A 25234-nucleotide genomic window follows, 5' to 3' on the forward strand; every position below is an offset into this window, starting at 1 on the left:
TCAAAATCGTCTGCTCCGGTTGAATCAGTTGGTCTTTCTCCGCTTTCTGATAAAGATTTTGTTATGCCAATTGAAGGGGAAATTATCCCGATTACTGAAGTGCCAGACCAAGTTTTCTCCCAAAAAATGATGGGTGACGGTTTTGGAATTGTTCCATCAAAAGGTACTGTTGTTTCACCAGTTGACGGTGAAATTATGAATGTTTTCCCTACGAAACATGCCATTGGAATTAAATCTAATCAAGGTTATGAAATCCTTATTCATATTGGCTTGGATACCGTCAATTTAAAAGGTGAAGGCTTTACTTTACTTGTTGAAGAAGGACAAAAAGTAACTAAAGGTCAGGAAATCCTGAAATTTGATTTAGATTTCCTTAAGAAATCAGTACCATCGGTTGTGACTCCGGTTATCTTTACAAACTTAACAAAATTAAATGTAAAGAAACAGGGACACTCTGACCAAGGTCAAGACGGAATCCTCTCCATTGAATAGCAGCAAAAATCGACAGGTATCTACCTGTCGATTTTTTGTTACGCGTATTGTTTTGATTCCTCTTTTTGAAAGAAGCTTTTCATCGCATGGAATACATCTGCTTTTTGTTTTAGGATATAGTAGCGAAACCGCTCATCTTTTATGTTTTTGTAAGCGGACATTAAGGTCGAATGGCGATTGTATTGATTTACTTCCCCATATCCAAACATGTTGGATACCTTCATTAATTCTTCAACCAACTTCACACAACGGGCGTTATCCGATGTGAGATTATCACCGTCTGAAAAGTGGAATGGGTAAATGTTGAATTTTCGTGGATTATATTTAGCGTCAATAATCTCTAGGGCTTTGCGGTATGCGGATGAACAAATCGTTCCACCGCTTTCTCCTTTCGAGAAGAAGTCTTCTTCTGAAACTACTTTTGCCTCGGTATGATGAGCAATAAACTCTATCTCTACCGTTTCATATTTTGTACGTAAAAATCTTGTCATCCAGAAGAAAAAGCTGCGCGCCATGTATTTCTCCCAAATCCCCATAGATCCACTCGTATCCATCATCGCGATAACAACTGCCTTAGAATCTGGTTTAACTACCTCGTTCCAGGTTTTAAATTTCAAATCATCCTTGTAAATCGGGTGGAATGCCGGTTTCCCACTCATAGCATTCCGCTTAAAAGCAGACATCATTGTCCGTTTCTTATCAATGTTCCCCATTAGTCCTGTTTTGCGGATATCATTGAATTCGATGTTTTCAACAAGATGTTCCTGTTCTTCTTTCTTTTTCAGATTCGGAAGCTCTAATTGTTTAAATAAAGCCTCCTCAAGCTCCATTAAAGACACTTCGGCTTCAAAATAATCCTCGCCTGCCTGATCTCCTGCTCCCTGCCCTTTGCCTGGAGCCTTTTGCCCGCTGGAACCGTCACGTGCTACTACATCACCGACTTGACTGTCACCGTCACCTTGGCCCACGTGTTTGTTTTTGTCATAATTATAACGAATTTTATATTCGTCCAATGAACGAATTGGGATTTTTACCACATCTCGACCATTAGACATAATTATGCTCTCTTCTGTAATTAAGTCTGGAAGATTGTTGCGAATTGCCTCCTGGACTTTTTCCTGATGCCGCTGTTGGTCATCGTGGCCTTTACGGTGGAGGGACCAATCTTCTCTTGAAATGACAAATTGATGGTTATTATCTGACAATGTAAACCCCTCCTTATGAAATTATTCACTTTCAAAATGCACACTTTTTTATCACACACATACAATAACCCGAATGAAAAAATCAGATAAAATATGGATTACTCTATCCTATGCAGAAACCGCAAATAATTTACAAATAATTTTGACAATTGGGTTTTTGCCTACTAATTTGGACAAGATTTATTTTTACATAGGAAAAAAACAGACTGGCAGATTGCTTCTACCAGTCCCTTGGCTATTATCGATTTAATAAACTTCCGACATAGCGCAGCAATTCATTCGCTGAAGTCGAATTATAACCATGTTCATCAATTAAACGTGCTACTACATCATTAATTTTCTTTAGCTGCTGCTCATCTGGTGTTTTTGAAGACGTAGTTATCTTAACAACATCCTTTAGATCCGCAAATAGTTTCTTTTGAATGGCTTCGCGAAGTCTATCATGTGAATTATAATCAAACCGCTTGCCTTTTCTTGCAAAAGCTGAAATTCTTATCAATATTTCTTCCCTAAACGCCTTTTTCGCATTTTCGGAGATTCCAATTTGTTCTTCAATCGAACGCATTAATTTTTCATCCGGATTAATCTCTTCGCCTGTTAACGGATCACGCAGTTTTGCTTTATTGCAGTAAGCTTCAACATTATCAAGATAATTATCCATTAATGTCTTCGCCGATTCTTCATAGGAGTATACAAATGCCTTTTGAACTTCATTTTTGGCAATATTATCATACTCTTTTCGAGCAACAGAGATATAATTCATATATCGTTCACGCAGCTCCGCTGTGATAGATGGATGTTGATCCAGCCCATCTTTTAATGACCTTAATACATCTAAGGCATTAATGGAAGGTACTTCTTTTCGAATGATAGTTGATGAAATCCGGTTAATGACATACCGCGGGTCAATACCGCTCATGCCTTCATCTGGATACTCTTTCTTCAGTTCTTCCACATCTGCAGTATTAAATCCTTCTACATTTTCCCCGTCATAAAGGCGCATTTTCTTCACTAAATCAATATCACCTTTTTTAGGATCCTTCAAGCGAGTAAGAATGGTAAACATGGCGGCCACTCTTAAGGTATGTGGTGCAATATGGACATCAGAAACATCACTTTCTCTAATCATCTTTTCATAAATTCTTTCTTCTTGTGAAACTTTTAAATTATAAGGAATCGGCATGACAATAATCCTGGAGTGTAATGCCTCATTCTTCTTATTAGAAATAAAGGAACGATATTCCGTTTCGTTTGTATGCGCAACGATTAGCTCATCCGCGCTGATGAGTGCAAACCTTCCTGCTTTGAAATTTCCTTCCTGAGTTAATGAGAGTAAATGCCAAAGGAATTTCTCATCACATTTTAGCATCTCCTGGAATTCCATCATCCCACGGTTTGCTTTATTTAACTCACCATCAAAACGGTACGCACGCGGATCTGATTCAGAACCAAATTCAGCAATCGTTGAAAAATCAATACTGCCTGTTAAATCTGCGATGTCTTGTGATTTTGGATCCGATGGACTAAAGGTTCCAATTCCTGTACGTTTATCCTCTGAGAAAAAAATACGTTCAACTAACACGTCTTCAATTCTGCCGCCATAATCCTGTTCAAGCCGCATCATATTTAGCGGTGAAAGATTTCCTTCAATTCGAATTCCATACTCTTCATAAAAATCCGCCCGTAAATGATGTGGGATTAAATGAAGCGGATCTTCATGCATTGGACAGCCCTTAATGGCGAACACAGACCCTCTAGCAGTATGGGAATAGTTTTCTAAACCTCTTTTAAGCATCGTTACTAGCGTAGATTTACCGCCGCTCACCGGCCCCATTAATAACAAAATACGTTTTCTTACGTCCAGCCTTTTCGCTGCTGGGTGGAAATATTCTTCAACAAGACGCTCCAGTGCTTCCTCTAAACCGAATAATTGATTGCTAAAGAAATTGTACTTCTTCGTCCCTTTTTCCTCTTCAATTCCTGCATCCTTAATCATATTATAAACTCGAGAATGTGCAGATTGTGCTACCCATGGCTTTTCCTTTAACAACAATAGATAATCAGCGAATGATCCTTCCCAACGCAGTTTTTCCTCTTCTTCACGAAACATCTCGATTTTTTTTAGAATATCCATAAGGCCCTCCCCCGAAAGCTTAATCAGAGACGATTAATATACTCTATGCACGTTGTCTATTGAACATGCGTAACCAAGAAGAGATACTGTCTATCTTTTTTGTTTCAATAAAGGAATATTGCACTTTTCATTTTTTTAAGATAGGATATAATATTTATATGTGTAGAAAATTGTATGACGAAGGGGGCATTACATAACATGAACACTTTCATTGTTATTTTAGTAATGATTACATTTTTAGCAGCGATCTTCACCGCAGGATATAATGACAAACCAGGAACAAAATAATCCTTCCATACAAAAGGGCTGCTATTTTTTAGCAGCCTTTTTTCATCTCAAGTCTAATTTATTTTTTTGGATAAATTCCTTCATGTACATTCTATTTTGTTTTTCAAGCATTTTCCCCATCTGTTCTGTCCAACGGTCGTTTCTTTTTCCTTCCGTTCTTTGAATATAATAGTTTGAAATTAACTCATCATATTCCTCCAGCTGCCGGTTATAAATTTCCGTATTTTGTTGATATTCGTCTTCATGGTAAATATGTTCAAAAGGCAGCCTTGGTTTACGCTCATTTTGTTTTACTGGATACCCAACCGCTAGTCCAAATAAAGGAATTACTCTTTCTGGTGTTTTTAAAACCTTTTGAACTTCCTCTAGTTGATTGCGAATTCCTCCTATGTAACAAATACCAAGTCCCAAAGATTCCGCAGCAATCGCCGCATTTTGTGCAGCTAATGCTGCATCGATGAGAGCAACCATAAATTTCTCCGTGCTTTCAATCGATGTATTAACGTTTTTCTGTTCTTTTTCACCAATAATCGTATGGCGGTAGAGATCTGCACAAAAAACAAAGAAATGGCCATTTTTTTCAACATATTCCTGATTTCCTGCAAGCTCAGCGAGTCTCCTCTTTTTCTCTTTATCCTTAACCCCAATAATCGAGTAGGCCTGAATAAAGCTTGAGGTTGATGCGGATTGAGCAGAAATGATAATGGCTCGTATTTGTTCTTCGGTTAAAGGTTTGTCCTCAAAGTGTCGAATAGAGCGATGATTAAGTATAGTTGCTATCGTATCATTCATATCATATCTCCTCTCTTTTTAGCAAAAGGAGGCCCAAACCCTAGGACCTCCTTGCAATTATTTCAAATGAATATAGTTTTGCTGGCGAAGTGCTTCATAGATAAGTATCGCCGCTGTATTGGAGAGATTCAAAGAACGAATATTATCATTCATTGGAATCCGTAATGAAACCTCTTTATTTGTTTCAATAACGTCTTTTGGCAGACCTGTTGTCTCCCGGCCAAAGATAAAATAATAGTCCTTGTCTGGATTACTATAATCAAAGCTGCTATGCGGTTTTTGCCCAAACTTTGTTAAGTAAAAGAATTCACCGCCGGCATTTTTTTCGTAAAAGTCCTCTAATGAATCGTAATATGTGATATTAACATGTTCCCAATAATCCAATCCTGCTCTTTTTAACATCTTGTCATCGGTTGAAAAGCCAAGCGGGCGAATTAAATGTAAAGCGGTATCGGTACCTGCACAGGTTCTCGCTATATTCCCTGTATTGGAAGGGATTTGTGGTTGGTATAGTACTACATGTATGGACACGAATTTCACCTCAGATAAAAAACTCTATCTGAATTATACCACTATGACATTTGCTTTCAAGATAAGTGCCTTTAATCAAGAATATGGAAAAACCTATATTTGATATTGGGTGTGTAGGCGGAAGAATCTTCATACGCCCAGTATCTCATTCGGCTATTATAGGTATGGGCATTTACTAAAGGCATTCCATTCGCGTCCTTTGCCGTGACAATGGTATTATGGTTGAATCTGCCGTCCCCTTCAAAATCATAGCAAATCACATCTCCCAATAATAATTGATCGGGGCTGCTTACCTCTTTTGCCCTTAATCCGGCTGTAGATTTAGCTAAATATAAGCGAAGGGAGTTGGCAATTGCCCAGCTATAGCTCCAGTTATGATTTTGCATCCACCATCCTGTTCCGCGATTCGGATAGCCTCTCATTGGTGCCCCTGCAACATGAAGACATTGGGAGATGAAATTCGTACAATCATTTTCAAACTTTTTATAAGCTGGATTATAGCTGTTCCACCAGCGTTCCGCATACTGAATCGCTTTTAACCGATTATATTGATAGCTTAAGCGATCGAAGGTATCCGCCATGAAAGGCTCGGAATATCCCACAGGCTGAGATCCATTCTCTATGGGCTTGATTTCCCCATCCATTATTAGTGTTTCTTTATAAAATTTAGCTGCCCTCTCTTCGACTTCTTCTTCCAAATAAAGATTGCCCTTTTGTTTAATTAAATATTGATAATGAGCATTGTATTTTATCGTTTGAACATCATCTTCACTTGTATTTTCAAAGATCTTCCCAGCAGCTTTCACTTTGACGATTTCTGCTGATCTTTTTGCTAGGGACTCAAGCTTCCTATCTGCTTTTGAAAAATTATCCTTGGAATTTCTGTGATTCGCTACAAATTGTTGAACCCTTTTTTCAAATAGTTCTTGAAGAATTTCACGCATAATCCTCCCTCCTTCCCTTCATACTTATGAAAGAAATTAAAAAAAAAGAGCGGAACCGTTTTGGTTCGCTCCTAGAATTAGTTATAAAAGCTTAAGCCTTTTTTAATTTCGCGTTGTACTTCTTGATCAGTTTCTTGTTCTTCAGCCCTTTTTAATGCCGCAAATGCATTTTCTCCCCCAATTTTACCTAGTGCCCATGCTGCCGTTCCCTTTGCTAGTGGACTTACTTCATTTTCTAATATGTCTATTAAATCTGAAACCGCAGATTCATCTTTAAAATGGGCAAGCGCAATAATGGCATTTCGCTGAATCGGCTTCTTCCCACGCCAAGATCCTGCCAAAGAACCAAATTGTTTTTTAAATTCCCGGTTGCTTAATTTTAATATCGGTCTTAATAATGGTTTGGCGACTTCAGGATCAGGTTCCATTTCGTCGTGAAAATGAAAGTTCCTACCTTTATTATGTGGACAGGCAGTTTGGCAGGAATCACACCCATATATTCGATTTCCAATCTTTTCTCGAAATTCATCCGGAATGATTTCTTTTGTTTGAGTTAAAAATGAAATACAGCGCTGGGCATTAATTTGACCACCTTGGACTAATGCACCGGTTGGACATGCATCTAAACACTTTGTGCATGTTCCACATTGGTCTTCTATTGGTGTATCCGGCTCAAAAGGAATGCTCGTAATCATTTCACCAATATATACATATGAGCCAAATTCGGGCGTAATAATGGCACAGTTTTTTCCGCTCCAGCCGATTCCAGCTCTTTCTGCAACTGCCCGATCTGAAAGCTCACCAGTATCGACCATTGATTTTAATCGTGCATCAGGCACCTTTGTTAAAATAAATGCTTCCAGCTTTTTGAGCCTGTCTCTTAGAATATGATGATAATCGAGCCCCCATGAGGCCCTGCTAAAGAAACCTCTTCTTTCTCCCTTTTTACTCTCAACACGTTCGTTCATTTTAGAAGGATAGGCAAGAGCAATCGAAATGATTGATTTTGGTTCTTGCAAAAGTAGTGCTGGGTTCACTCGTTTCTCAATATCTCGCTCTTCAAAACCAGATTGGTATCCAAGTTCTTGTTGTGTTATTAGTCTGTTTTTTAGTTCGGTGAAAGGGTCGGCACTGGTGAAGCCGATTTTATCGATTCCGATTTCTTTGCTGTAGGCAATAAGTTCTTCTTTTAAATTTTTGGCGTTCACATCCGCCGCCTCCTTTCTTAAAATATGATCTATTTTAAACGTCGTTTAATTATTTGTAGCACATCTATTTATGATAAACTATTTTCAATGATTTTTGGAGGTGTGATTGTTGGAAATTCATGTTTCATCAGGTCTTTTTAAGGAGATTCCTCATTTTAAATTAGGAGTCATTGAATACAAAGGTATTACCGTTGGGAATTCCCCGCAAATGCTTAAAGGAAGACTTCAGATGTTCCAGGAGTCTATATATTTTGATTTAGAGGATAAAAATGTTCCAGAGCTGCCTGGGATCCAGGAATGGCGTGCTATTTTTAAAAAGATTGGCAAGGACCCTAATCGGTACCGTCATTCCGCTGAGGCGCTTTACAGGAGGGTTCAAAAGCAAAATTATCTGACGTCTGTTCAAAGTGTAATTGATATTAATAATTTTTTCTCGTTGCAATATCAAGTCCCCATCGGTATTTATGACCTAGATCGTTTAGAAGGGCACGTGGATGTTCGGTTAGGTACCGAGGGAGAAGAGTACATTGGATTAAATGGCCGTTCTAACTCTTTGGAGCGCCTTATTGTTGCTTCTGATTTAATTGGACCGTTCGGGAGTCCGTTTGTGGATTCTGCCAGAACACCAGTAACGTTAGATACCAAGAATGCACTGCAAATTATTTATTTAAGACCATCAACAGACTTGGAAAATGCGAATAGGCTGACTGAATCATTAATGAATATGTTTATTCAGGTGCATGGCGGAGATGGTTCTTTCAGGATTTTGGAGCGCCAATAAAGCTTCTGTATTTATGCAAAAATGAAAAAAACGCAATGCATCGTTCTCCTTTGTAACGATACACTGCGTTAGTTAATATGTATGGAGCGGGTGATGAGAATCGAACTCACAACATCAGCTTGGAAGGCTGAGGTTTTACCACTAAACTACACCCGCATATAATTTAATAATGTCAAATTAGTGAACTAAAGTCGACTTTTTCATAATACACAGTTTTTTTATAGACGTCAAGTAATTGTTGCGATTTTTGTCGAATTTTCTCCAAGAAATTTAAAAGCCTTCAATTAATTATAATATTATTAATTGAAGGCAGAATAAATGACTAATTTTGTTGATGGTCTTCAAAAGAACATTCATTTAGTTTGACAACCTTTGTTTTATGGATGAATTTATAACCAATCCAAATCACCAAAAAAATGGGCAAACCAATATATGATACGGCGGCTCCATACCAATCAATGTTTCCTGTCATAAAAGCTTGATAATTTTGGCCTAGAATAATAATAATGCACATTGCTAATGCAAGAATGGGGCCAAGAGGGAACCATTTCGCCTTGTATTTAAGTTCATTCAGGTCTCTTCCCTGGGCAATGTAGGCTTTTCTAAAACGGTAGTGGCTCAACGCAATCCCAACCCAGGCAATAAATCCAGTTAAACCTGATGCATTTAATAGCCATGTATACACTTGATCCCCAAAAATGGACGTTAAAAAGGCAAGTCCGCCAATAATCGTTGTCATAACAAGCGCATTTATCGGAATCCCTCGATTATTTACTTTTTGCAAAAATTTCGGAGCCTGTCCGTCCTTTGCCATAGACCATAGCATTCGAGTTGAAGCATATAGCCCAGACGTTCCGCATGATAAAACAGACGTTAAGATAACTGCATTCATAACAGAGGCTGTAAAGGCAATTCCTGCTTTTTCAAAAACGAGAGTAAATGGGCTCACAGCAATTTTGTCAACATCCCCGCCTAACAGTTCAGGACTAGTATATGGGATTACTAGTCCAATGACTGCAATCGCTCCAATATAAAATAGAAGAATTCGCCAAAATACTTGCCTGATTGCTTTCGGTATGTTTTTCTTGGGATTTTCACTTTCCCCTGCTGCAATCCCTACCAGTTCAGTCCCTTGAAAGGAAAACCCAGCTATGAAAAAAATACTTAACACAGACATAAAGCCTCCGCGTACCGGAGCATCACCCAATGTAAAGTTTTTAAACCCGATATACTCACCTCCGAAAATCCCAAAGATGGTGAGGACACCGACGCCTATAAATACAATAATAGTAATAACTTTTATTAAAGCGAACCAATACTCAGATTCTCCGTAACTTTTAACCGACAATGCATTCAATAAAAAGATTAGTCCTAAAAACAGGGCACTCCAAACGATGCTTGGCACATCCGGAAGCCAGAATTTCATAATGATGGCTGAAGCAACGATTTCAACTGCCAGGGTTACAGCCCAGTTGAACCAATAATTCCAACCGAGCGCAAATCCTAATGCTGGGTCAACAAAACGGCTGGCATATGTGGCAAATGATCCGGAGACCGGTATAAAGGTAGCCATTTCACCGAGGCTTGTCATCAAAAAATAGACCATGATTCCAATCGCGCCATAAGCTATCATGGCACCACCGGGGCCAGCTGTTTGAATGGACGCACCTGTCGCTAAAAACAGCCCCGTACCAATTGATCCCCCAATCGCAATCATGGTCATGTGACGTGCCTTTAAATTGCGTTTAATTCCATCATTAGTTTCTTGATTATTCTGACTCTTTTCTTCAATTTTAATGGCTTCCATCCTTTTTCCACCTTTACAATTAGGATATTATCGAAATGGCAATGGATAATTTATCCCCCCTTAGATAGAGGGAGATAAATTATCCGATATTATTTTTTTCTATCCGCCATAAGATGGATTACTATTTGGAAAAATCAAAGTAGTTTCGCTTTAATAAACGTGGAGCAGCCATAAGTGTGACAAATGCCAAGCTTTTTTCAAGCTTTGAAGTATCGATTAAAAATAGCTGATCTTCAATTTTCTGTACAGTTTCATCAGTTTGGTAGGTAATACCACATTCTGAGCAATGGAAGGCTGGTGTGTCCTGAATTTCAATTGTTTTCGTACCATCCGGTAGTTCCCAATACACTGTGTTGCCCGTTTCAACCGCTGTGTCAGATCCGCACCATTGACAATTCAACATTATTCCTCCCTTGCTCCCACAGTCTCATACTTGCTCATTTGGGCATGGAATTTTTTCTCTTTCAATTCATCACGTTTCTCTCGCTTATCCTTTAAAGAGCTATGTTCTGGATTTTCCTTATACGTTTTGCGGCGGTCCAATCGTTTTAAACCTTCTGGAATCAGGTTAAATTTAGTATCATCAATAATGGACAGTACACCATTGCTTTCGAAATTTTCAAATACTTCAGGATAAATCTTTTTATAATAATCCTCTGCACTTCCTGGATGGTAATTTTCAGGTTCCGGATAAGATGTAATGACACCCTCAAAGTTACGCAACACTACTTTATTGGAACTTTGAGAAATGATATAGTTCGGCTGCAATGGAATTTTGCCGCCTCCTCCAGGAGCATCAACAATGAAGGTTGGAACGGCATAACCCGAAGTGTGACCTCGAAGCCCTTCCATGATTTCCAATCCTTTGCTGATTGGTGCACGGAAATGACCGATCCCTTCTGATAAATCACACTGGTAAATATAATATGGACGCACGCGAATTTTAACGAGGTCATGCATAAGCTGCTTCATGATTGGAACGCTGTCATTAATGCCTGCAAGAATAACTGCTTGGTTGCCTAGTGGTACGCCCGCATTTGAAAGCATTTCACATGCTCGCTTCGAATCTTCCGTAATTTCCATCGATGTATTGAAATGCGTATTCAGCCATACTGGATGATACTTTTTCAAAATATTGCAAAGATTTTCAGTAATACGCTGTGGGAATACAACCGGTGCTCTTGTACCGATTCGAATAATTTCCACATGCGGGATTTCACGTAAATTCTTTAAAATATACTCTAAAATATTGTCATTGATAAGGAGTCCGTCTCCTCCAGAAATTAGCACATCACGGATTTGCGGAGTGGAAGCAATATAATTAATGGCATTGTCTAACTGTTTCTTAGGTACACCCATTCCAATTTGACCTGAGAAACGTCTTCTTGTGCAGTAACGGCAGTACATCGAGCACTGGTTTGTTACCAGGAACAATACACGGTCCGGATAACGATGCGTTAGCCCAGGTACCGGTGAATCCTCATCTTCATGGAGCGGATCCTCCAAGTCATATCTTGTTTTATACAATTCCTGAGAGATTGGAACAGACTGCATACGAATCGGACATCTTGGATCATCTTGGTCCATAAGCGATGCATAATATGGCGTAATGTTTAATGGAATGGTTTTGGTAGCAATTTTAACTCCTTCTTCTTCAAGTGGTGTTAAATTGATCACTTTCTTTAAGTCCTCAAGTGTTTTAATGGTGTTTGTCAATTGCCATACCCAGTCATTCCATTGCTCGTCATTTACATCTTTCCAAAGCTCGATTTCTTTCCAATGTCTTTTTGGTTTAAATAAAGTGTTTCTCATCTTTACCCCTCCTGGAATTCGTTTTTTTAATTATCAATTTTTCAGAAAAATTTCTCCCCTGATTCTGACTATTTAAGAAAGGATGTATTCCATATAATAGCGGTTTTCCCCTTCGCCAAACTCATCGATTCTCGTTCCTTTAATGGCAAATCCCATTTTTTCATATAATTTCACAGCTGCCTTATTTTGGGTATTGACTGTTAAGCAAACTTTGTGAAAACCATCCTGCTTTAAAATAGGATAAATTTCCTCTAAGAATAACTTTCCAATTCCTTTACCCTGCTGGTCGGAACGTACATAAAAGCCGAATATGTAGGCTTTATGAATATCATTGTAATCTCTCATCAACTCGCAAATGGCAATCGGTCTTGCATCATCTTGTTGTCGGTATTGAATTAGTTTCCCGTATCTAACTAAAGGAATCAGGGTTTGTTCATCAACTGCTCCCATTCCCGGAAATGCATCTTTCTCAAGGTCCATCATTATGTGTAACTGTTCCGGGTTTAGTGAAGTCGGAACTTCGACATAATAGGATTTTTTTAATGTTTCCATGTTTCTTTCCTCCTTAGTTCCACCTCATATTTGATTTCATCCAATGGCCAGATCGGCCTTGGGATGTGATGGTACGTAAATGTTGTTAAACGGTTGGAAGCAACACCTGGTGCATCCACATAAATGATGTGTCCTACAATCGTCTCAAATGCAGCACGGAAATGATTTTTTGCCTTAAGACAGAGAATTCTCTTTGTTGAGGGCTCAAGACCAATATGACGGAACATTTCTGGATCATTCGCTGACATCGGCCTTCCAATGAGGAGGATATCCATCTTACCAACACGAATGTGTGCCGCACCCTTTAAATCGACCTTAAGATTTTGATTAAACGGCCCTGAATTATAAAATACACCGTCTGATAAGGCAATGATTGTTGCTTCAACTTGGACAGGTTCTCCGAATTCAGGAGATACCTTGCCGCCAAGTAACAACGATACCTTAGTTCCGACTCCCGCCTTCCGACATGCCTCAATCGATTCCGGATCATAAAGTCCTCCAAACAGCATTTCAGCGAGGTTCAGGTTCACCACTTCTCTAAGCAATTCGGTTGTATCCCCGCTTCCGCAGCTTAAAGGATTATCCGAAATGTCAGCCAACACTATCGGTTTATCATCTTCAATCGACAGCGCTATATCCAGCCCCTGTTTTACATTGGGAAGATCCATGATGAACTCTTCTCTAACACTCCAAAACAAGGAAGCTAGTTTTTGAGCTGTTTCTTTGCCTTTTTGTGGATTGAGCGCAACTACCAGTACACTAGCTCCTGCCATGGGAATATCCGAATATGGGAACCCTCCAAAGATGGAAACATTGTATACTTCTTCTTCTTCTTCCACTTGTTTTGCCCATTCAATCATTTTGTACATGGGCCCCTCTGCAGTTCTCATATTGATAGAGGGGAGCATCATCGGCAATTTTTCAAACGCAGCGTAGTATGACACGCCATTCTTTATTTGTTTTAATAAAGCGTTTGCTGCCTGAAGGCCTTGTTCATACATATCAACATGCGGATATGTTTTAAATCCAAAATGAAGCGGTGTATATTCAATCATCTTTTCGCTCAAATTGGCGTGCATATCAAGAGTTGTAGCGATTGGAACATCAGATCCAAGAACGCCGCGGATTTTTCCCAGTAAATGCTCTTCCGGATCAAACAGGTGCTCCACAACCATCGCTCCATGGAGTGCCAGCAATAATCCATCCAGCCTTCCTGCATTCATGAGTGACTCTAGCATTTGCTTTTCAATAAAGGAATACGCTTCTGTCGTTACAATACCTGAAGGAACCGCGGCCGCACAAAGCAGCGGCACGATTTCAACATTCTCTGCCTGCCTCAAAACATCCAGAAACCCACCAACTTCAGTCTTCGTTCCACTATAGGCATCATAAATTTCATCCCCTATAAAATAACCTTCATTTCGAAACTGTTCCATTTCGGTTTTCATTGGACTGAAACTATGGGATTCATGGTAGAAGAAGGCAATGCCAATACGATGTTTTCTCATAATCTACCACCTTTTAAAAGACATGAATCGCTTAATAGTTTGTATAAATGGACTTCCACTCTGTCATGACATCGAATGCATGATGAGAGACTTCACGGTGTCCGTTACCAGACATTTTCATGCCTCCAAATGCAACCCCCATTTCAGCATTAGAAGTTCCATTATTAATATAGACAAGTCCGCTTACCGCTTCAGATGCACCCCGATTCGCATAATGAAGACTATTGGTATAGATGGAAGTTGACAATCCATAAATCGTGCCGTTATTTACCTCCATTGCTTCCTCATATGAATCTACTTCAATGATGGCAAGGACAGGACCAAATATTTCTTCCTGTGCAATGGAGTCATTCGGCTGGACGTTTTCAATAATCGTCGGCTCATAGTAAAAGCCGTCCAATTCAATCACGCGCTGTCCGCCTGATACAATTTTTCCGCCTTCTTCAATCGCTTTTTGTACATACCTCTCAACTGTATGAAGCTGATCTTCATTTACAAGAGGCCCAACCTGGCTGCCTTCTTCAAGACCATTTCCTATTTTCATAGATTTTGTTAATTGTACAATTTTTTCGACCAGCTGCTCTTTTACCGAACGTTCAACAATAACCCGGCTTGCTGCTGTACAGCGCTGACCAGTTGTTGTAAATGCTGATTTGACAATTCCATCTGCCGCTTTGTCAAGGTCCGCATCCTTCAAGACAATAACTGCATTTTTCCCGCCCAATTCCAAGGAAATTCGTTTTAACGTTTTACTGCTCATTTCTGCCAGCTTCTGCCCTACCTCTGTTGAGCCGGTAAATGAAATTACTTTGACAGCCTGATGCTCAGCAAGTTTTCGTCCAACCCTACTTCCAGAACCGGTAATCAAGTTCACTACTCCCTCAGGCAATCCGGTTTCAGCTAATATTTCGACAAAGATTTTTGCCGACAAAGCCACCTCTGATGCTGGTTTCCAAACAACCGTATTACCGGCAATCAAAGCAGAAAATATTTTATAGGAAGCGAGCGATACTGGAAAATTCCATGGGGTAATACATGCTGCCACTCCAAGCGGCTCACGCACCATTCTAACGTTCCTCCCCGAAAAACCTGCTGGAACCGTTTCTCCAAAGAGGCGCCGGCCTTCCCCTGCCATATATTGAGCGGTCGCACTGACCACCCCAACTTCTCCTAATGACTCGGTTAGAACCTTGCCCATTTCCATAGTCATTACCCGAGCTAGTTCTTCCTTTCGTACTTCAAACAATTGGGCTGCTTTCGACAGATAAGATGCCCTCTCCGGAATTGGAGTGTTCTTCCAGCTTGAATAGGCTTTTTCTGCCGCGGCTACTGCCTTGTCGACCTGATCAGTTGAAGCCGCGGCACAAACACCAACAAGCTCCCCGGTAGCGGGATTAAAACTTTCAAAGTAGGCTTGGTCTGGTTCATGTACCCATTTCCCATTAATATAAAGATCTCCCTTAAGGATCTCAGTTTTGATTTGATTTGACATAATCGTGACCCCCTTTTCTGAATTACTGCATAGAGAAAATGACATCTAGCTTCCTAGGATGGTTTCTGACACAGCCTCCTCTAAAATGACCAATCCTTTGTCGAGCACATCTTCCTGAATGTTAAGCGGAAGCATTAATCTGATGGTTTGACCGCTTACACCACAGTTCATGATGAGCAATCCATTTTCTAATGCTTTCGCTTTAATTTGAGGTACTAAAGTTGCTGCTGACTGCTGATCAAATTCAATCCCAATCATCAGACCCAATCCTCGGACTTCAACAATACCAGGTAAATGACCGATTGATTTTTGGAGCCTGTCTACGATTTCTGCCCCTAAGTCTGCGCTTCTTTCCACTAACCTTTCTTCTTCAATGACCTCAATGTTTGCCAGGGCTGCCGCACAAGAAATCGGATTTCCGCCAAATGTTGAACCATGTCCAGCTGTTGGCCATTTTTCATGGAGCTCACGATTTGCTACTATCGCACCCAAAGGCATTCCACCGGAAAGGGCTTTTGCCAAGACTAAAATATCAGGGGTAACTTTTGCATGCTCTGCAGCGAACATTTTACCTGTACGGCCAAAGCCTGTCTGTACTTCGTCAAAAATCAGCAGAATTCCATGCTCTTCCGTCATCCTTCTTAACTCTTGCAAAAAGCTTGGCGGTGCTGGATAGTAACCTCCCTCGCCCATTACCGGTTCAATAATAATAGCTGCTACTCGGGATGGATCGACACGTAAATCGAATAACTTTTGGAGCTGGTTCAAGCAATACTCTTCTGTTTCTTCTTTATTAATGTTTTTCAGCTGCCTTGGATAAGGATACGGGACATGGTACACTTCTCCTAAAATCGGTTCATAATAACGACGGTATTTAGAGCTTGATGCTGTAATGGCTGTTGCACCTAATGTACGGCCATGAAATGACCCTTCAAAAGCGATAATTGCTGGTCTTCCTGTTGCAGCTTTTGCTAATTTAAGCGCTCCATCGATTGCTTCGGCACCAGAATTAGAGAAAAAGATGGTATCAAGGTTACCAGGAGTAATTTGAGCAAGCTTTTCTGCCAGATTTGCAGCCGTTTCATAATACCCATAGTTCAAGCCAAGATGGATTAGGTTGTCTGCTTGCTTTTTAATCGCATCAACCATTTTCTTGTTGGTATGCCCGACGGCATTAACAGCAACACCTGATACGAAATCGATATATTCCTCACCATCTGTTGTCCAAAATTTAGCCCCATGTGCCTTATCGATGACAAGCTCTGTCACTCTAGTCATTACCGGAGATAAATGTTTACGTGCTTTTTCTTGAATTTCATTCGTTTTACTTTGCAATTTCAACTGTCTCATCCTTTCGTAATTGGCTTTTGAAAATCGATAGTGATTCATCTAGTATTCTCACAATTTCATCTATATCTGTTTTTTTAACATTTAGTGGGGGGCTAATAATGAGATGCTCCCCATTTATGCTATCAATTGAACCTGTTCCCGGATAAAAAACCGCACCAAGTTCCATCGCTATGCTATTGATTGTTTCAGCTGCTTTCTCAGATGGTTTAAATAAAAGGTCCTGCTCACTGTCCTTCACAAGCTCGATTCCAATTAAAAGTCCTCGGCCCCTCACGTCGGATATACAAGTATGATTCTGCTTCAATTCCAAAAGGCGCCCAACAAGATAATTCCCTTGTTCGTTCACATTTTCCAATACATTATCACGCTCATAGACTTCTAAGGCTGCAAGGCCGGCAGCAACTGCAACAGGATGACCGCTATAGGTATAGCCGTGAATAAATTTCCCGTCGCTATTTTGTATCAACCCATCAATTAACCGCTCATGAACAATCATGCCAGCAAGTGGAGCATAACCGGCTGAAACCCCTTTTCCAAATGTGATAATATCAGGCTCGATTCCAAGCTGTTCTGTCGCGAAATGGGTTCCGGTCCGACCAAAGCCTGTCATCACTTCATCGAGGATTAAGACTATTTGGTATCGGTCACAAAGCTTGCGAATTTCCTCAAAATACCCCGGCGGCGGCGGCACAGCGCCTTGCTGGCTCCCTACTATCGCCTCGGCGATAAATGCCGAAACGTTCTCAGGGCCTAGCTCTAAAATCGTTCTTTCTATATCTGCTATACATGTCCAGTTTTGTTTTGCGAGACAATCATCTTGTTCTCGGCCGTATGGACATCGATGGCAGTACGGAGAGTATACATGGGCATAGTTTAAAAGATTGGGAGTGTATGCGTGCCTTCTTTTTACGTCACCGCCCGCTGATAGAGAACCAATCGTGTTACCGTGATACGATTGCCAGCGTCCGATGACAATGTGTTTTTGGGGTCTTCCGGCATCCCTGTGATATTGTCTCGCCAATTTCATGGCACTTTCATTTGCCTCAGATCCCCCGGTGGTAAAATAAACTTTATTTAAATAACCTGGAGCCATTTTTCCAATTTTTCCAGCCAGTTCATGTAAAGCTTTGGTTTCAAAACGCATCGTATGAACAAATGCTGCTTTTTTGGCCTGCTCTGCCATCGCGTCCCCAATTGAAGCAATCCCATGACCCAAGTTGGCTGCAACTGCTCCAGAACAAGCGTCCAAATATTTTTTTCCAGTATCATCAAAGAGATAGACTCCTTCACCGTGGGTAATGATTGGGTATTCCTTTTTAAAATCACGGTGAAATACATAATCTTGCTTTACTTTGTCCATCTTTCCACCACCATTGCCATTCCTAATCCCCCTGCTACACAAATTGTCGCCAGACCATATTGACGTTTTTGTTTTTCAAGCTCATGGCATAATGTCGTGACAATCCTTGCACCGGAGCATCCGAGCGGATGACCCAAGGCAATTGCACCTCCGTTTACATTCACGTTATCTCCCTTTATTCCCCACTCCTTTAAGCAGGCAAGACTTTGGGCCGCAAACGCTTCATTCAATTCAATTAAGTCCATATCTTCTAACCGGAGACCTGCTTTTTTAAGGGCGATTTCAGAGGCAGGTACTGGTCCGATGCCCATTTCCTTAGGTGATACACCTGTTGCGGCAAAGGAACGAATCCTTGCCAGCGGAATGACTCCAAGCTGTTTCGCTTTTTCCTCTGACATCAACAGCAGCATAGAGGCACCATCATTTCTTCCGGAGGAGTTTCCTGCCGTTACAGTTCCAGCTTTATCAAAGACAGGATTTAGGGTTGCTAACTTTTCGATGTTCGTCAATCTAGGATGCTCATCGATTGCAAAGTGCCTTGTCCCACTTTTCCCCTCTTTAACAGGAATAGGAATGATCTCTTCTTCAAACAGCCCCAGTTCAATAGCACGCTTCGCTTTCTGCTGACTCTTAAAAGCAAATTCATCTTGCTCTTCCCGACTAATATTATATTTTTTTGCAAGCCATTCTGCGGTTTGCCCCATCGTGAAGTGGCCATAAACTTCCTCTGGCTGTGATTTAGGTTGACTCTCTGTATTCGAGTCATAAAGCATTACATTTCCCATCTTGAGACCAAATCGTGTTTCAACCGAATAATATGGAGCTTGAGACATACTTTCGACTCCCCCCGCCAAAACGACATTCGCCTGGCCGGATAAAATGGCCATTGCCCCATTAATGACGGCTTGCATACCCGAACCACACTGGCGATGGACTGTGTAGGCGGGTATCGATTCTGGGAAAAGTGCCTTTAATGACGCGACCCTTGCTATGTTTGGAGCATGGGCACTCTGCTTTGTTTGACCTACGATTATTTCATCGAGAATATTTGCTCCGTAACCGGAAGCGGAAAGATTATTTTTCATATTCGTACATACGAGCTCTTCTGGGAGCGTGTCGGCCAGTGAACCACCAAACTTTCCTATGGCGGTTCTAAAAGCGTTGACGATTACAACCATTACAACGTCACCTCAGTGCCATTAATAATTGAGTCAGCAATATGAAAAGGTGCGTCAGTTTTTTCTTGTACTTCCTTGAGAGAAATCCTAGGTGCCAGCTCAATCAAATGCAATCCATCTTCCTTTACTGAGAAAACCGCTAAATCGGTAATAATTAAATCCACTGTTCGTTCTGATGTGATTGGATAGGTTAATTCCTTAACGATTTTTGACTCGCCTTTATCCGTCGTGTGCATAGTTGTCACGATCACTTTTTTTGACCCCTCCAATAAATCCATCGCACCGCCTACACCAAGAACACTTTTCCCCGGTACAGCCCAGTTGGCAATTCGACCCCTTGCATCGATTTGGAGCACCCCAAGAATCGAAACCGTCACATGCCCTCCGCGAATCATGGCAAAGGAGAAAGCGCTATCAAAAAAGGACGATCCCTCTACCACCGTGACAGGAAGTTTACCTGCATTGACAAGGTTTTTATCAACATGATCTTGATCAGGAGACGGGCCAACTCCAAGAATTCCATTTTCCGAGTGTAGAAAAACTTGGATATTTTCTGGAATATGGTCAGCTACGAGCGTAGGAATCCCAATACCTAAATTAACAATATCCCCATCTTTTAGTTCCTTTGCCGCTCTTTCAGCAATATAATGTTTCACATTCATACTATTTTCCTCCCGACAAGACGATAAAATCGACGTATAAATGAGGGGTCACGATTTCTTCAGAAGAAATTTGACCGCTCTCAACAATTTCATCTACTTCTGCAATGACTACATCTGCAGCTGTTGCCATCATTGGATTGAAATTTCTAGCCGATTTGTTATAGATGAGGTTCCCTAATGTATCTGCTTTTTTTGCTTTTATTAAGGCAAAATCGGCTTTAATCGGCTCCTGAAACACATATTTTTTTCCATTGAGGATGCGCTCTTCTTTGTTTTCTGCGATTTTCGTTCCGACACTTACCGGCGTATAAAAACCACCCAATCCGGCACCGCCTGCCCGAATGGCTTCTGACATTGTTCCCTGTGGAACAAGCTCGACTTCCAATTCTTTATCCTGAAAAGCTTTAACCACCTCAGGGTTGGAGGTAAAATAAGAACCTATTGCTTTTTTTACTCGTTTTTGCCGTACCAATACACCAAGTCCTCTGCCTGGCTCTCCAAGGTTATTACTTATAATCTCTAAATCTTTTACCTCAGAGTCTGCCAAAGCATCTACTAAACTAAGTGGACATCCTACTAGCCCAAATCCGCCTACCATAATTCTTGAGCTGCTTTTAATCTTTTTTACGGCTTCTTCACATGAAATTAACTTTCTCATCCCCTTTTTCCGTCCCCTCTATTAATTTTTATGGATTAGCAGTTCGGATATAGAAAAAAACCGGACAAGACATAGATCCCCCATAAAGACTGTCTTCTAAAAAGAAAACTTTCCTTACAAAGTGTCTATACCTGCCCGGTTTTAATAAGACCATGGAGAGAGGTTGTCTCCCCACTTTATTATAACCAAACGTTATGTATTTAAATGTTTCACATTATCCCAGTAACGTTGAAATGCAGCCTGAAGAGCCACAATGATCGCTTGCTGGGATGGAGCAAAATAAAATTTTTGAATTCGTTCAATCAAATACTCAATTCCACTCTCGAGGCAATAGCCTATCAGTAGTTTTTGAAAATGTTTTTTTGTCAATTCAGTGACGAATGTGAATTCAGCTCCCACAATCTTATGCTCTTTTGGATCCACTTCTAGTACGATTCCTGCGTGCTTAAACATTTCATACATGGAAGTTCCCTGAGGAGCTTTAGCATAGCCTGTCACGATCACTGTACCCAGTGTTTGCATGTTCTGTATCGCTCCCTTCAAAATCATATATCTAATTGTTTTCTTGCATCCGGGATCTTTGAATGAAATTGAAGATTAGAAGATTACCTATTAAGTTGATTAAGAAACCAACAACTCCACAAAAAAAGGAGGCTATATTTCTAATCTAGGCAAAACCTAGACGAAATAAATAGCTCTCCATACGTAACATATGACAGTGAATGGGATCCTGCTCCCATTCCCCTAGCTTAATTCCAACCAGCAGCGATTATATCTTCACCCTGGAATCAAACTATCGGCGATAAAAACCTTCATCCTTTAAAGGACTACCCTTTTAACGCTCCTCTATTTGATTATTCAATTTTTAAATTGCCAATGATTACTATTGTTAACATTGTATTTATAGTATAATTGAAAGTCAATGCTTTTTTTTGTTAAACTTTATTTTTTGAGAGTTTTAAATAGGTGTCTTCAATTTCTAAATATTATATTAACTAGTTGAAATTGGAAAGTCAATATATTTTTAATAATGAAAATTTATATAACAAACCGTAGTACAAATCACCTACCATGAGTGTTTTAACCTTTATTTAAATGTGCAAGGTAATCCATCTAATAATATCTGCTTGAACTTCTTCCCTATTTTTTTCATTTAACAATTCATGGCGTGCATCTTCATATAACTTATAGCTTACCTCTTTAATTCCCACCTGTTTATAGGCTTTATAGGTTTTCAAAACCCCTTTTGAGTTATTTCCAACTGGATCCCTGGCGCCAGAAATTAGAAATATAGGTAGATTAGCAGGAATCCTCCTTAGATTTTCGCGTTTATTAATGATTGCTATTCCTTCCAATAAATCATAAAAAAATCCTGCAGAGAAAATCCCTCCACACATTGGATCTTCAATATATTTATCTACTTCCCTTTCTTCTCTGCTTAACCAATCAAATTCAGTACGAGTTGGTTTAAAACTTTTATTGTAGCTTCCAAAGGTCAAGTTATTTAGCAGCAGGCTTGGCGTTTGGGCACCCTTTCGTTTTTTTTCTCTTGAAGCTATCCACTTTCCGATTTTCCCCATGATTCCAGGGTCTCCGCCAGTACCACTTAATATAACACCAGAAAGCTGATTTCCGTACAATTGAATATATCTTCTTGATAAAAATGATCCCATACTATGCCCGAATAATATAATCGGAATACCAGGAAACTCTTTTTCAATTATTATTGTAAGCTCATGCATATCTTCCACTACCTTTTTAAAACCCTGTTCATCAGCAAAATAACGACTCCTATTATTAATCTTCGCAGTTTCGCCATGCCCTCGATGATCATTGCCATAGACAATGAAATCGTGGGTCATTAACTCTTTTGCAAAAGCATCATACCGCTCAATATGTTCAGCCATGCCGTGAGCAATTTGAACAATGACTTTTGGCCTATTTTCATTTTCTGAAGCCCATTTTTTAGCAAATATTTCAACGCCATCTTCTGTTTGAAAGGTGAAAGATGATGGTTGGCTCATTCAGACCACTCCTTTATGCAGGTTTAATTAATAAAGGCTATTTTCGCATAAATTGTTGTTTTTCGTATAAGTTTATCAACCCGTATAACTTGTAGCTTCGGGGCATCTTTTCGTAAGAACATTTGCCAAAATTGCCCAATAACTTAGTAAATGAACCTTATTAAGTTCCAAAAGCAACAAAGTTTACGAAAAGAGCCTTAATAAAAAAAGACTCACCCAATTACTCCTAAAACAGGGCATTGAGTGAGTCTCTGTATCTCCGTCACATTTTAACTTAACATGAATATAAATGAGTCCTTAAAAATTGTCAACCACTTTTAAGTATAGCATGCAGCTCCGCTCTTATTGACCATCACGAATAATTTTTGGGTTGACGGGCATTATGAAGCCCTCTTATTTACCGTGACATCTTTTTTTCGGGCCTGACGGGCATTATGAAGCCGTCTTATTTACCGTGACGGCTTTATTTCGTGCCTGACGGGCATTATGAAGCCCTCTTACTTACCGTGACATCTTTTTTTCGGGCCTGACGGGCATTATGAAGCCCTCTTACTTACCGTGACATCTTTTTTTCGAGCCTGACGGACATTATGAAGCCCTCTTACTTACCGTGACATCTTTTTTTCGAGCCTGACGGGCATTATGAAGCCCTCTTACTTACCGTGACATCTTTTTTTCGGCCTGACTGGCATTATGAAGTCCTCTTATTTACCGTGACGGCTTTATTTCGAGCCTAACGGGCATTATGAAGCCCTCTTATTTACCGTGACAGTTTTTTTTCGGTGCTGACGGGCATTATGATCTGCTCTTATATTTAATGACTTTAGGATAGTTAATATTAATTATGTACATAACAAAAGGTTAAAATAAAAACGTCTCTCATGCAATATGAGAAACGTTTTTGATACCGGTGGTCGGGGTCGAACCGACACTCCAGAGGAACACGATTTTGAGTCGTGCGCGTCTGCCAATTCCGCCACACCGGCGTGACAATATTTTTTTTGAATCTAATGCCGAGGACCGGAATCGAACCGGTACGGTAGTCACCTACCGCAGGATTTTAAGTCCTGTGCGTCTGCCAGTTCCGCCACCCCGGCGAAATTAAAATAACCTGTTCATACCCATACTCAACGTAAGTTTTATGGAGGCGGCAACCGGATTCGAACCGGTGGTAAAGGTTTTGCAGACCTCTGCCTTACCACTTGGCTATGCCGCCATAAAAATTGGAGCGGAAGACGGGATTCGAACCCGCGACCCCCACCTTGGCAAGGTGGTGTTCTACCACTGAACTACTTCCGCAAAATGGCTGGGCTAGCTGGATTTGAACCAACGCATGTCGCAGTCAAAGTGCGATGCCTTACCGCTTGGCTATAGCCCAATGTCATTAATAACTAAACAAGAATTTATTTAAAATATTATGGGGCGACTGATGGGAATCGAACCCACGAATGTCGGAACCACAATCCGATGCGTTAACCACTTCGCCACAATCGCCACAATATAATGGCAGGGGTAGTAGGAATCGAACCCACACCAAAGGTTTTGGAGACCTTCGTTCTACCTTTAAACTATACCCCTGTAAATGGTGGAGGGGGACGGATTCGAACCGCCGAACCCGGAGGGAGCGGATTTACAGTCCGCCGCGTTTAGCCACTTCGCTACCCCTCCACATATAATCAACTAAAACATAAATGGTGGCTCAGGACGGAATCGAACCGCCGACACAAGGATTTTCAGTCCTTTGCTCTACCGACTGAGCTACTGAGCCACGTTAAAATTTTATTTAGCCATTTCCATTTAAAATGGCGGTCTGGACGGGACTCGAACCCGCGACCTCCTGCGTGACAGGCAGGCATTCTAACCAACTGAACTACCAGACCGTATTGCGGGGACAGGATTTGAACCTGCGACCTTCGGGTTATGAGCCCGACGAGCTACCGGACTGCTCCACCCCGCGACGATAAAAACAATATATTCTGTTCATGTACAAAAGTGCAAGTACATTATGGTGGAGGATGACGGGATCGAACCGCCGACCCTCTGCTTGTAAGGCAGATGCTCTCCCAGCTGAGCTAATCCTCCATATATAAGTGGTGACCCCTACGGGATTCGAACCCGTGTTACCGCCGTGAAAGGGCGGTGTCTTAACCGCTTGACCAAGGGGCCATTTTAAAAGATTAATGGCGGAGAGCAAGGGATTTGAACCCTTGAGACAGGGTTACCCGCCTACACGATTTCCAATCGTGCTCCTTCGGCCACTCGGACAGCTCTCCATTAAAATGGCTCCGCAGGTAGGACTCGAACCTACGACCGATCGGTTAACAGCCGATAGCTCTACCACTGAGCTACTGCGGAACAATGATATAACAGCCTGGCAACGTCCTACTCTCACAGGGGCGCGTGCCCCAACTACCATCGGCGCTGAGAAGCTTAACTTCCGTGTTCGGTATGGGAAC

At 40.8% G+C, this 25234-nt stretch carries 21 protein-coding genes, 16 tRNA genes, 1 rRNA gene and 1 riboswitch; of the genes, 2 read left to right on the forward strand and 36 right to left on the reverse strand.

The genetic code is table 11. The features are described 5' to 3' along the window. Nucleotides 1-63: 63 nt before the first annotated feature. Nucleotides 64-492, forward strand: a complete 429-nt coding sequence (locus tag PH210_RS21960; RefSeq protein WP_289988534.1) for a PTS sugar transporter subunit IIA — start codon at nucleotides 64-66, stop codon at nucleotides 490-492. Between the two features lie 38 nt (nucleotides 493-530). Here the strand turns inward: PH210_RS21960 and yhbH are convergent, their stop codons facing one another. From yhbH to queG, 6 genes are all read right to left on the reverse strand, one after another. Further along, entirely contained in the window at nucleotides 531-1697 is a 1167-nt protein-coding gene (gene yhbH / locus PH210_RS21965; RefSeq protein WP_223593098.1) for a sporulation protein YhbH, read from the reverse strand. A gap of 238 nt (nucleotides 1698-1935) precedes the next feature. After that, on the reverse strand, nucleotides 1936-3831 hold the full coding sequence (locus PH210_RS21970; protein WP_289988515.1) for a PrkA family serine protein kinase: 1896 nt from the start codon (nucleotides 3829-3831) through the stop codon (nucleotides 1936-1938). A gap of 330 nt (nucleotides 3832-4161) precedes the next feature. Beyond that, nucleotides 4162-4911, reverse strand: coding sequence for an oxygen-insensitive NADPH nitroreductase (gene nfsA / locus PH210_RS21975; RefSeq protein WP_289988516.1), 750 nt, complete (start codon nucleotides 4909-4911; stop codon nucleotides 4162-4164). Between the two features lie 57 nt (nucleotides 4912-4968). Next, nucleotides 4969-5442: a tRNA (uridine(34)/cytosine(34)/5-carboxymethylaminomethyluridine(34)-2'-O)-methyltransferase TrmL gene (trmL, locus tag PH210_RS21980; RefSeq protein ID WP_223593103.1), complete on the reverse strand. Its 474-nt coding sequence runs from the start codon at nucleotides 5440-5442 to the stop codon at nucleotides 4969-4971. A gap of 71 nt (nucleotides 5443-5513) precedes the next feature. Next, nucleotides 5514-6386 (reverse strand): amidase domain-containing protein, encoded by an 873-nt coding sequence (locus PH210_RS21985; protein WP_289988517.1) that lies wholly within the window; start codon nucleotides 6384-6386, stop codon nucleotides 5514-5516. Nucleotides 6387-6463: 77 nt separating this feature from the next. Next, nucleotides 6464-7594 carry a tRNA epoxyqueuosine(34) reductase QueG gene (gene queG, locus PH210_RS21990; RefSeq protein WP_289988518.1) on the reverse strand — a complete coding sequence of 377 codons (1131 nt, stop codon included), beginning with the start codon at nucleotides 7592-7594 and terminating at the stop codon, nucleotides 6464-6466. Between the two features lie 109 nt (nucleotides 7595-7703). Here queG and PH210_RS21995 point away from each other — a divergent pair, with 109 nt between their 5' ends. Beyond that, nucleotides 7704-8375, forward strand: a complete 672-nt coding sequence (locus tag PH210_RS21995; protein WP_289988519.1) for a B3/B4 domain-containing protein — start codon at nucleotides 7704-7706, stop codon at nucleotides 8373-8375. Between the two features lie 82 nt (nucleotides 8376-8457). Here PH210_RS21995 and PH210_RS22000 read toward each other — a convergent pair. From PH210_RS22000 to rrf, 30 genes are all read right to left on the reverse strand, one after another. Beyond that, nucleotides 8458-8531, reverse strand: a tRNA-Gly gene (locus tag PH210_RS22000). Nucleotides 8532-8697: 166 nt separating this feature from the next. Further along, nucleotides 8698-10182, reverse strand: coding sequence for an amino acid permease (locus tag PH210_RS22005; RefSeq protein WP_289988520.1), 1485 nt, complete (start codon nucleotides 10180-10182; stop codon nucleotides 8698-8700). A 121-nt stretch (nucleotides 10183-10303) separates the two neighbouring features. Beyond that, nucleotides 10304-10582: a YokU family protein gene (locus PH210_RS22010; RefSeq protein ID WP_289988521.1), complete on the reverse strand. Its 279-nt coding sequence runs from the start codon at nucleotides 10580-10582 to the stop codon at nucleotides 10304-10306. A gap of 2 nt (nucleotides 10583-10584) precedes the next feature. Continuing rightward, a complete protein-coding gene (gene kamA, locus PH210_RS22015) occupies nucleotides 10585-11994 on the reverse strand; it encodes a lysine 2,3-aminomutase (protein ID WP_289988522.1) in 1410 nt (469 codons plus the stop codon). Nucleotides 11995-12066: 72 nt separating this feature from the next. Beyond that, nucleotides 12067-12546 (reverse strand): GNAT family N-acetyltransferase, encoded by a 480-nt coding sequence (locus PH210_RS22020; protein WP_289988523.1) that lies wholly within the window; start codon nucleotides 12544-12546, stop codon nucleotides 12067-12069. Further along, entirely contained in the window at nucleotides 12534-14054 is a 1521-nt protein-coding gene (locus PH210_RS22025; protein WP_289988524.1) for a M81 family metallopeptidase, read from the reverse strand. Before PH210_RS22025 ends, PH210_RS22020 begins: the two co-directional genes overlap by 13 nt. Nucleotides 14055-14085: 31 nt before the next feature. Next, entirely contained in the window at nucleotides 14086-15546 is a 1461-nt protein-coding gene (locus tag PH210_RS22030) for an aldehyde dehydrogenase family protein (RefSeq protein WP_289988525.1), read from the reverse strand. 45 nt (nucleotides 15547-15591) lie between these two features. Beyond that, nucleotides 15592-16887: an aspartate aminotransferase family protein gene (locus PH210_RS22035; protein ID WP_289988526.1), complete on the reverse strand. Its 1296-nt coding sequence runs from the start codon at nucleotides 16885-16887 to the stop codon at nucleotides 15592-15594. Next, a complete protein-coding gene (locus PH210_RS22040) occupies nucleotides 16871-18256 on the reverse strand; it encodes an aminotransferase family protein (RefSeq protein ID WP_289988527.1) in 1386 nt (461 codons plus the stop codon). The genes PH210_RS22035 and PH210_RS22040 overlap by 17 nt, the downstream gene beginning before the upstream one ends. Further along, nucleotides 18244-19434 (reverse strand): thiolase family protein, encoded by a 1191-nt coding sequence (locus tag PH210_RS22045; RefSeq protein WP_289988528.1) that lies wholly within the window; start codon nucleotides 19432-19434, stop codon nucleotides 18244-18246. The genes PH210_RS22040 and PH210_RS22045 overlap by 13 nt, the downstream gene beginning before the upstream one ends. Then, complete coding sequence (locus PH210_RS22050; RefSeq protein WP_289988529.1) at nucleotides 19434-20096, reverse strand: 3-oxoacid CoA-transferase subunit B; 663 nt, start codon at nucleotides 20094-20096, stop codon at nucleotides 19434-19436. Before PH210_RS22050 ends, PH210_RS22045 begins: the two co-directional genes overlap by 1 nt. Nucleotide 20097: 1 nt before the next feature. Next, nucleotides 20098-20754: a CoA transferase subunit A gene (locus PH210_RS22055; protein ID WP_289988530.1), complete on the reverse strand. Its 657-nt coding sequence runs from the start codon at nucleotides 20752-20754 to the stop codon at nucleotides 20098-20100. A gap of 192 nt (nucleotides 20755-20946) precedes the next feature. Beyond that, nucleotides 20947-21276 carry a DUF3870 domain-containing protein gene (locus PH210_RS22060; protein ID WP_289988531.1) on the reverse strand — a complete coding sequence of 110 codons (330 nt, stop codon included), beginning with the start codon at nucleotides 21274-21276 and terminating at the stop codon, nucleotides 20947-20949. Nucleotides 21277-21438: 162 nt separating this feature from the next. Continuing rightward, a riboswitch (Lysine riboswitch) is annotated at nucleotides 21439-21611 on the reverse strand. A 234-nt stretch (nucleotides 21612-21845) separates the two neighbouring features. Next, nucleotides 21846-22778, reverse strand: a complete 933-nt coding sequence (locus PH210_RS22065) for an alpha/beta hydrolase (protein WP_289988532.1) — start codon at nucleotides 22776-22778, stop codon at nucleotides 21846-21848. A 905-nt stretch (nucleotides 22779-23683) separates the two neighbouring features. Continuing rightward, nucleotides 23684-23764, reverse strand: a tRNA-Leu gene (locus tag PH210_RS22070). Between the two features lie 25 nt (nucleotides 23765-23789). Beyond that, a tRNA-Leu gene (locus PH210_RS22075) sits at nucleotides 23790-23875 on the reverse strand. A 45-nt stretch (nucleotides 23876-23920) separates the two neighbouring features. Further along, a tRNA-Cys gene (locus PH210_RS22080) sits at nucleotides 23921-23994 on the reverse strand. Nucleotides 23995-24002: 8 nt separating this feature from the next. Further along, nucleotides 24003-24077: transfer RNA gene (locus PH210_RS22085), tRNA-Gly, on the reverse strand. 4 nt (nucleotides 24078-24081) lie between these two features. After that, nucleotides 24082-24156, reverse strand: a tRNA-Gln gene (locus PH210_RS22090). Between the two features lie 40 nt (nucleotides 24157-24196). Beyond that, nucleotides 24197-24272: transfer RNA gene (locus PH210_RS22095), tRNA-His, on the reverse strand. A 10-nt stretch (nucleotides 24273-24282) separates the two neighbouring features. Continuing rightward, a tRNA-Trp gene (locus PH210_RS22100) sits at nucleotides 24283-24356 on the reverse strand. 5 nt (nucleotides 24357-24361) lie between these two features. Continuing rightward, a tRNA-Tyr gene (locus PH210_RS22105) sits at nucleotides 24362-24446 on the reverse strand. A gap of 24 nt (nucleotides 24447-24470) precedes the next feature. Further along, nucleotides 24471-24546: transfer RNA gene (locus PH210_RS22110), tRNA-Phe, on the reverse strand. 35 nt (nucleotides 24547-24581) lie between these two features. Further along, nucleotides 24582-24658: transfer RNA gene (locus PH210_RS22115), tRNA-Asp, on the reverse strand. A gap of 3 nt (nucleotides 24659-24661) precedes the next feature. Then, nucleotides 24662-24735: transfer RNA gene (locus PH210_RS22120), tRNA-Met, on the reverse strand. 49 nt (nucleotides 24736-24784) lie between these two features. Continuing rightward, a tRNA-Val gene (locus PH210_RS22125) sits at nucleotides 24785-24860 on the reverse strand. Between the two features lie 9 nt (nucleotides 24861-24869). After that, nucleotides 24870-24944, reverse strand: a tRNA-Glu gene (locus tag PH210_RS22130). Nucleotides 24945-24959: 15 nt separating this feature from the next. Then, nucleotides 24960-25051 (reverse strand) — tRNA-Ser (locus PH210_RS22135). 7 nt (nucleotides 25052-25058) lie between these two features. Beyond that, nucleotides 25059-25133: transfer RNA gene (locus PH210_RS22140), tRNA-Asn, on the reverse strand. A gap of 14 nt (nucleotides 25134-25147) precedes the next feature. Further along, nucleotides 25148-25234 (reverse strand): 5S ribosomal RNA (gene rrf, locus PH210_RS22145); the annotation flags it as partial.

This window comes from Paenibacillus sp. BSR1-1, from assembly GCF_030403775.1.
In the GTDB taxonomy this organism is placed as follows: domain Bacteria; phylum Bacillota; class Bacilli; order Bacillales; family Cytobacillaceae; genus Neobacillus.

Coding starts and splice junctions, on each gene's coding strand:
- PH210_RS22005 (WP_289988520.1), bottom strand. CDS start 10,182: ATGGAAGCCATTAAAATTGAAGAAAAGAGTCAGAATAATCAAGAAACT.
- PH210_RS21970 (WP_289988515.1), bottom strand. CDS start 3,831: ATGGATATTCTAAAAAAAATCGAGATGTTTCGTGAAGAAGAGGAAAAA.
- PH210_RS21985 (WP_289988517.1), bottom strand. CDS start 6,386: ATGCGTGAAATTCTTCAAGAACTATTTGAAAAAAGGGTTCAACAATTT.
- nfsA (WP_289988516.1), bottom strand. CDS start 4,911: ATGAATGATACGATAGCAACTATACTTAATCATCGCTCTATTCGACAC.
- kamA (WP_289988522.1), bottom strand. CDS start 11,994: ATGAGAAACACTTTATTTAAACCAAAAAGACATTGGAAAGAAATCGAG.
- PH210_RS22050 (WP_289988529.1), bottom strand. CDS start 20,096: ATGAATGTGAAACATTATATTGCTGAAAGAGCGGCAAAGGAACTAAAA.
- PH210_RS22045 (WP_289988528.1), bottom strand. CDS start 19,434: ATGGTTGTAATCGTCAACGCTTTTAGAACCGCCATAGGAAAGTTTGGT.
- PH210_RS22060 (WP_289988531.1), bottom strand. CDS start 21,276: ATGCAAACACTGGGTACAGTGATCGTGACAGGCTATGCTAAAGCTCCT.
- PH210_RS22055 (WP_289988530.1), bottom strand. CDS start 20,754: ATGAGAAAGTTAATTTCATGTGAAGAAGCCGTAAAAAAGATTAAAAGC.
- PH210_RS22065 (WP_289988532.1), bottom strand. CDS start 22,778: ATGAGCCAACCATCATCTTTCACCTTTCAAACAGAAGATGGCGTTGAA.
- PH210_RS22025 (WP_289988524.1), bottom strand. CDS start 14,054: ATGAGAAAACATCGTATTGGCATTGCCTTCTTCTACCATGAATCCCAT.
- PH210_RS22030 (WP_289988525.1), bottom strand. CDS start 15,546: ATGTCAAATCAAATCAAAACTGAGATCCTTAAGGGAGATCTTTATATT.
- PH210_RS22040 (WP_289988527.1), bottom strand. CDS start 18,256: ATGGACAAAGTAAAGCAAGATTATGTATTTCACCGTGATTTTAAAAAG.
- PH210_RS21960 (WP_289988534.1), top strand. CDS start 64: ATGCCAATTGAAGGGGAAATTATCCCGATTACTGAAGTGCCAGACCAA.
- PH210_RS22020 (WP_289988523.1), bottom strand. CDS start 12,546: ATGGAAACATTAAAAAAATCCTATTATGTCGAAGTTCCGACTTCACTA.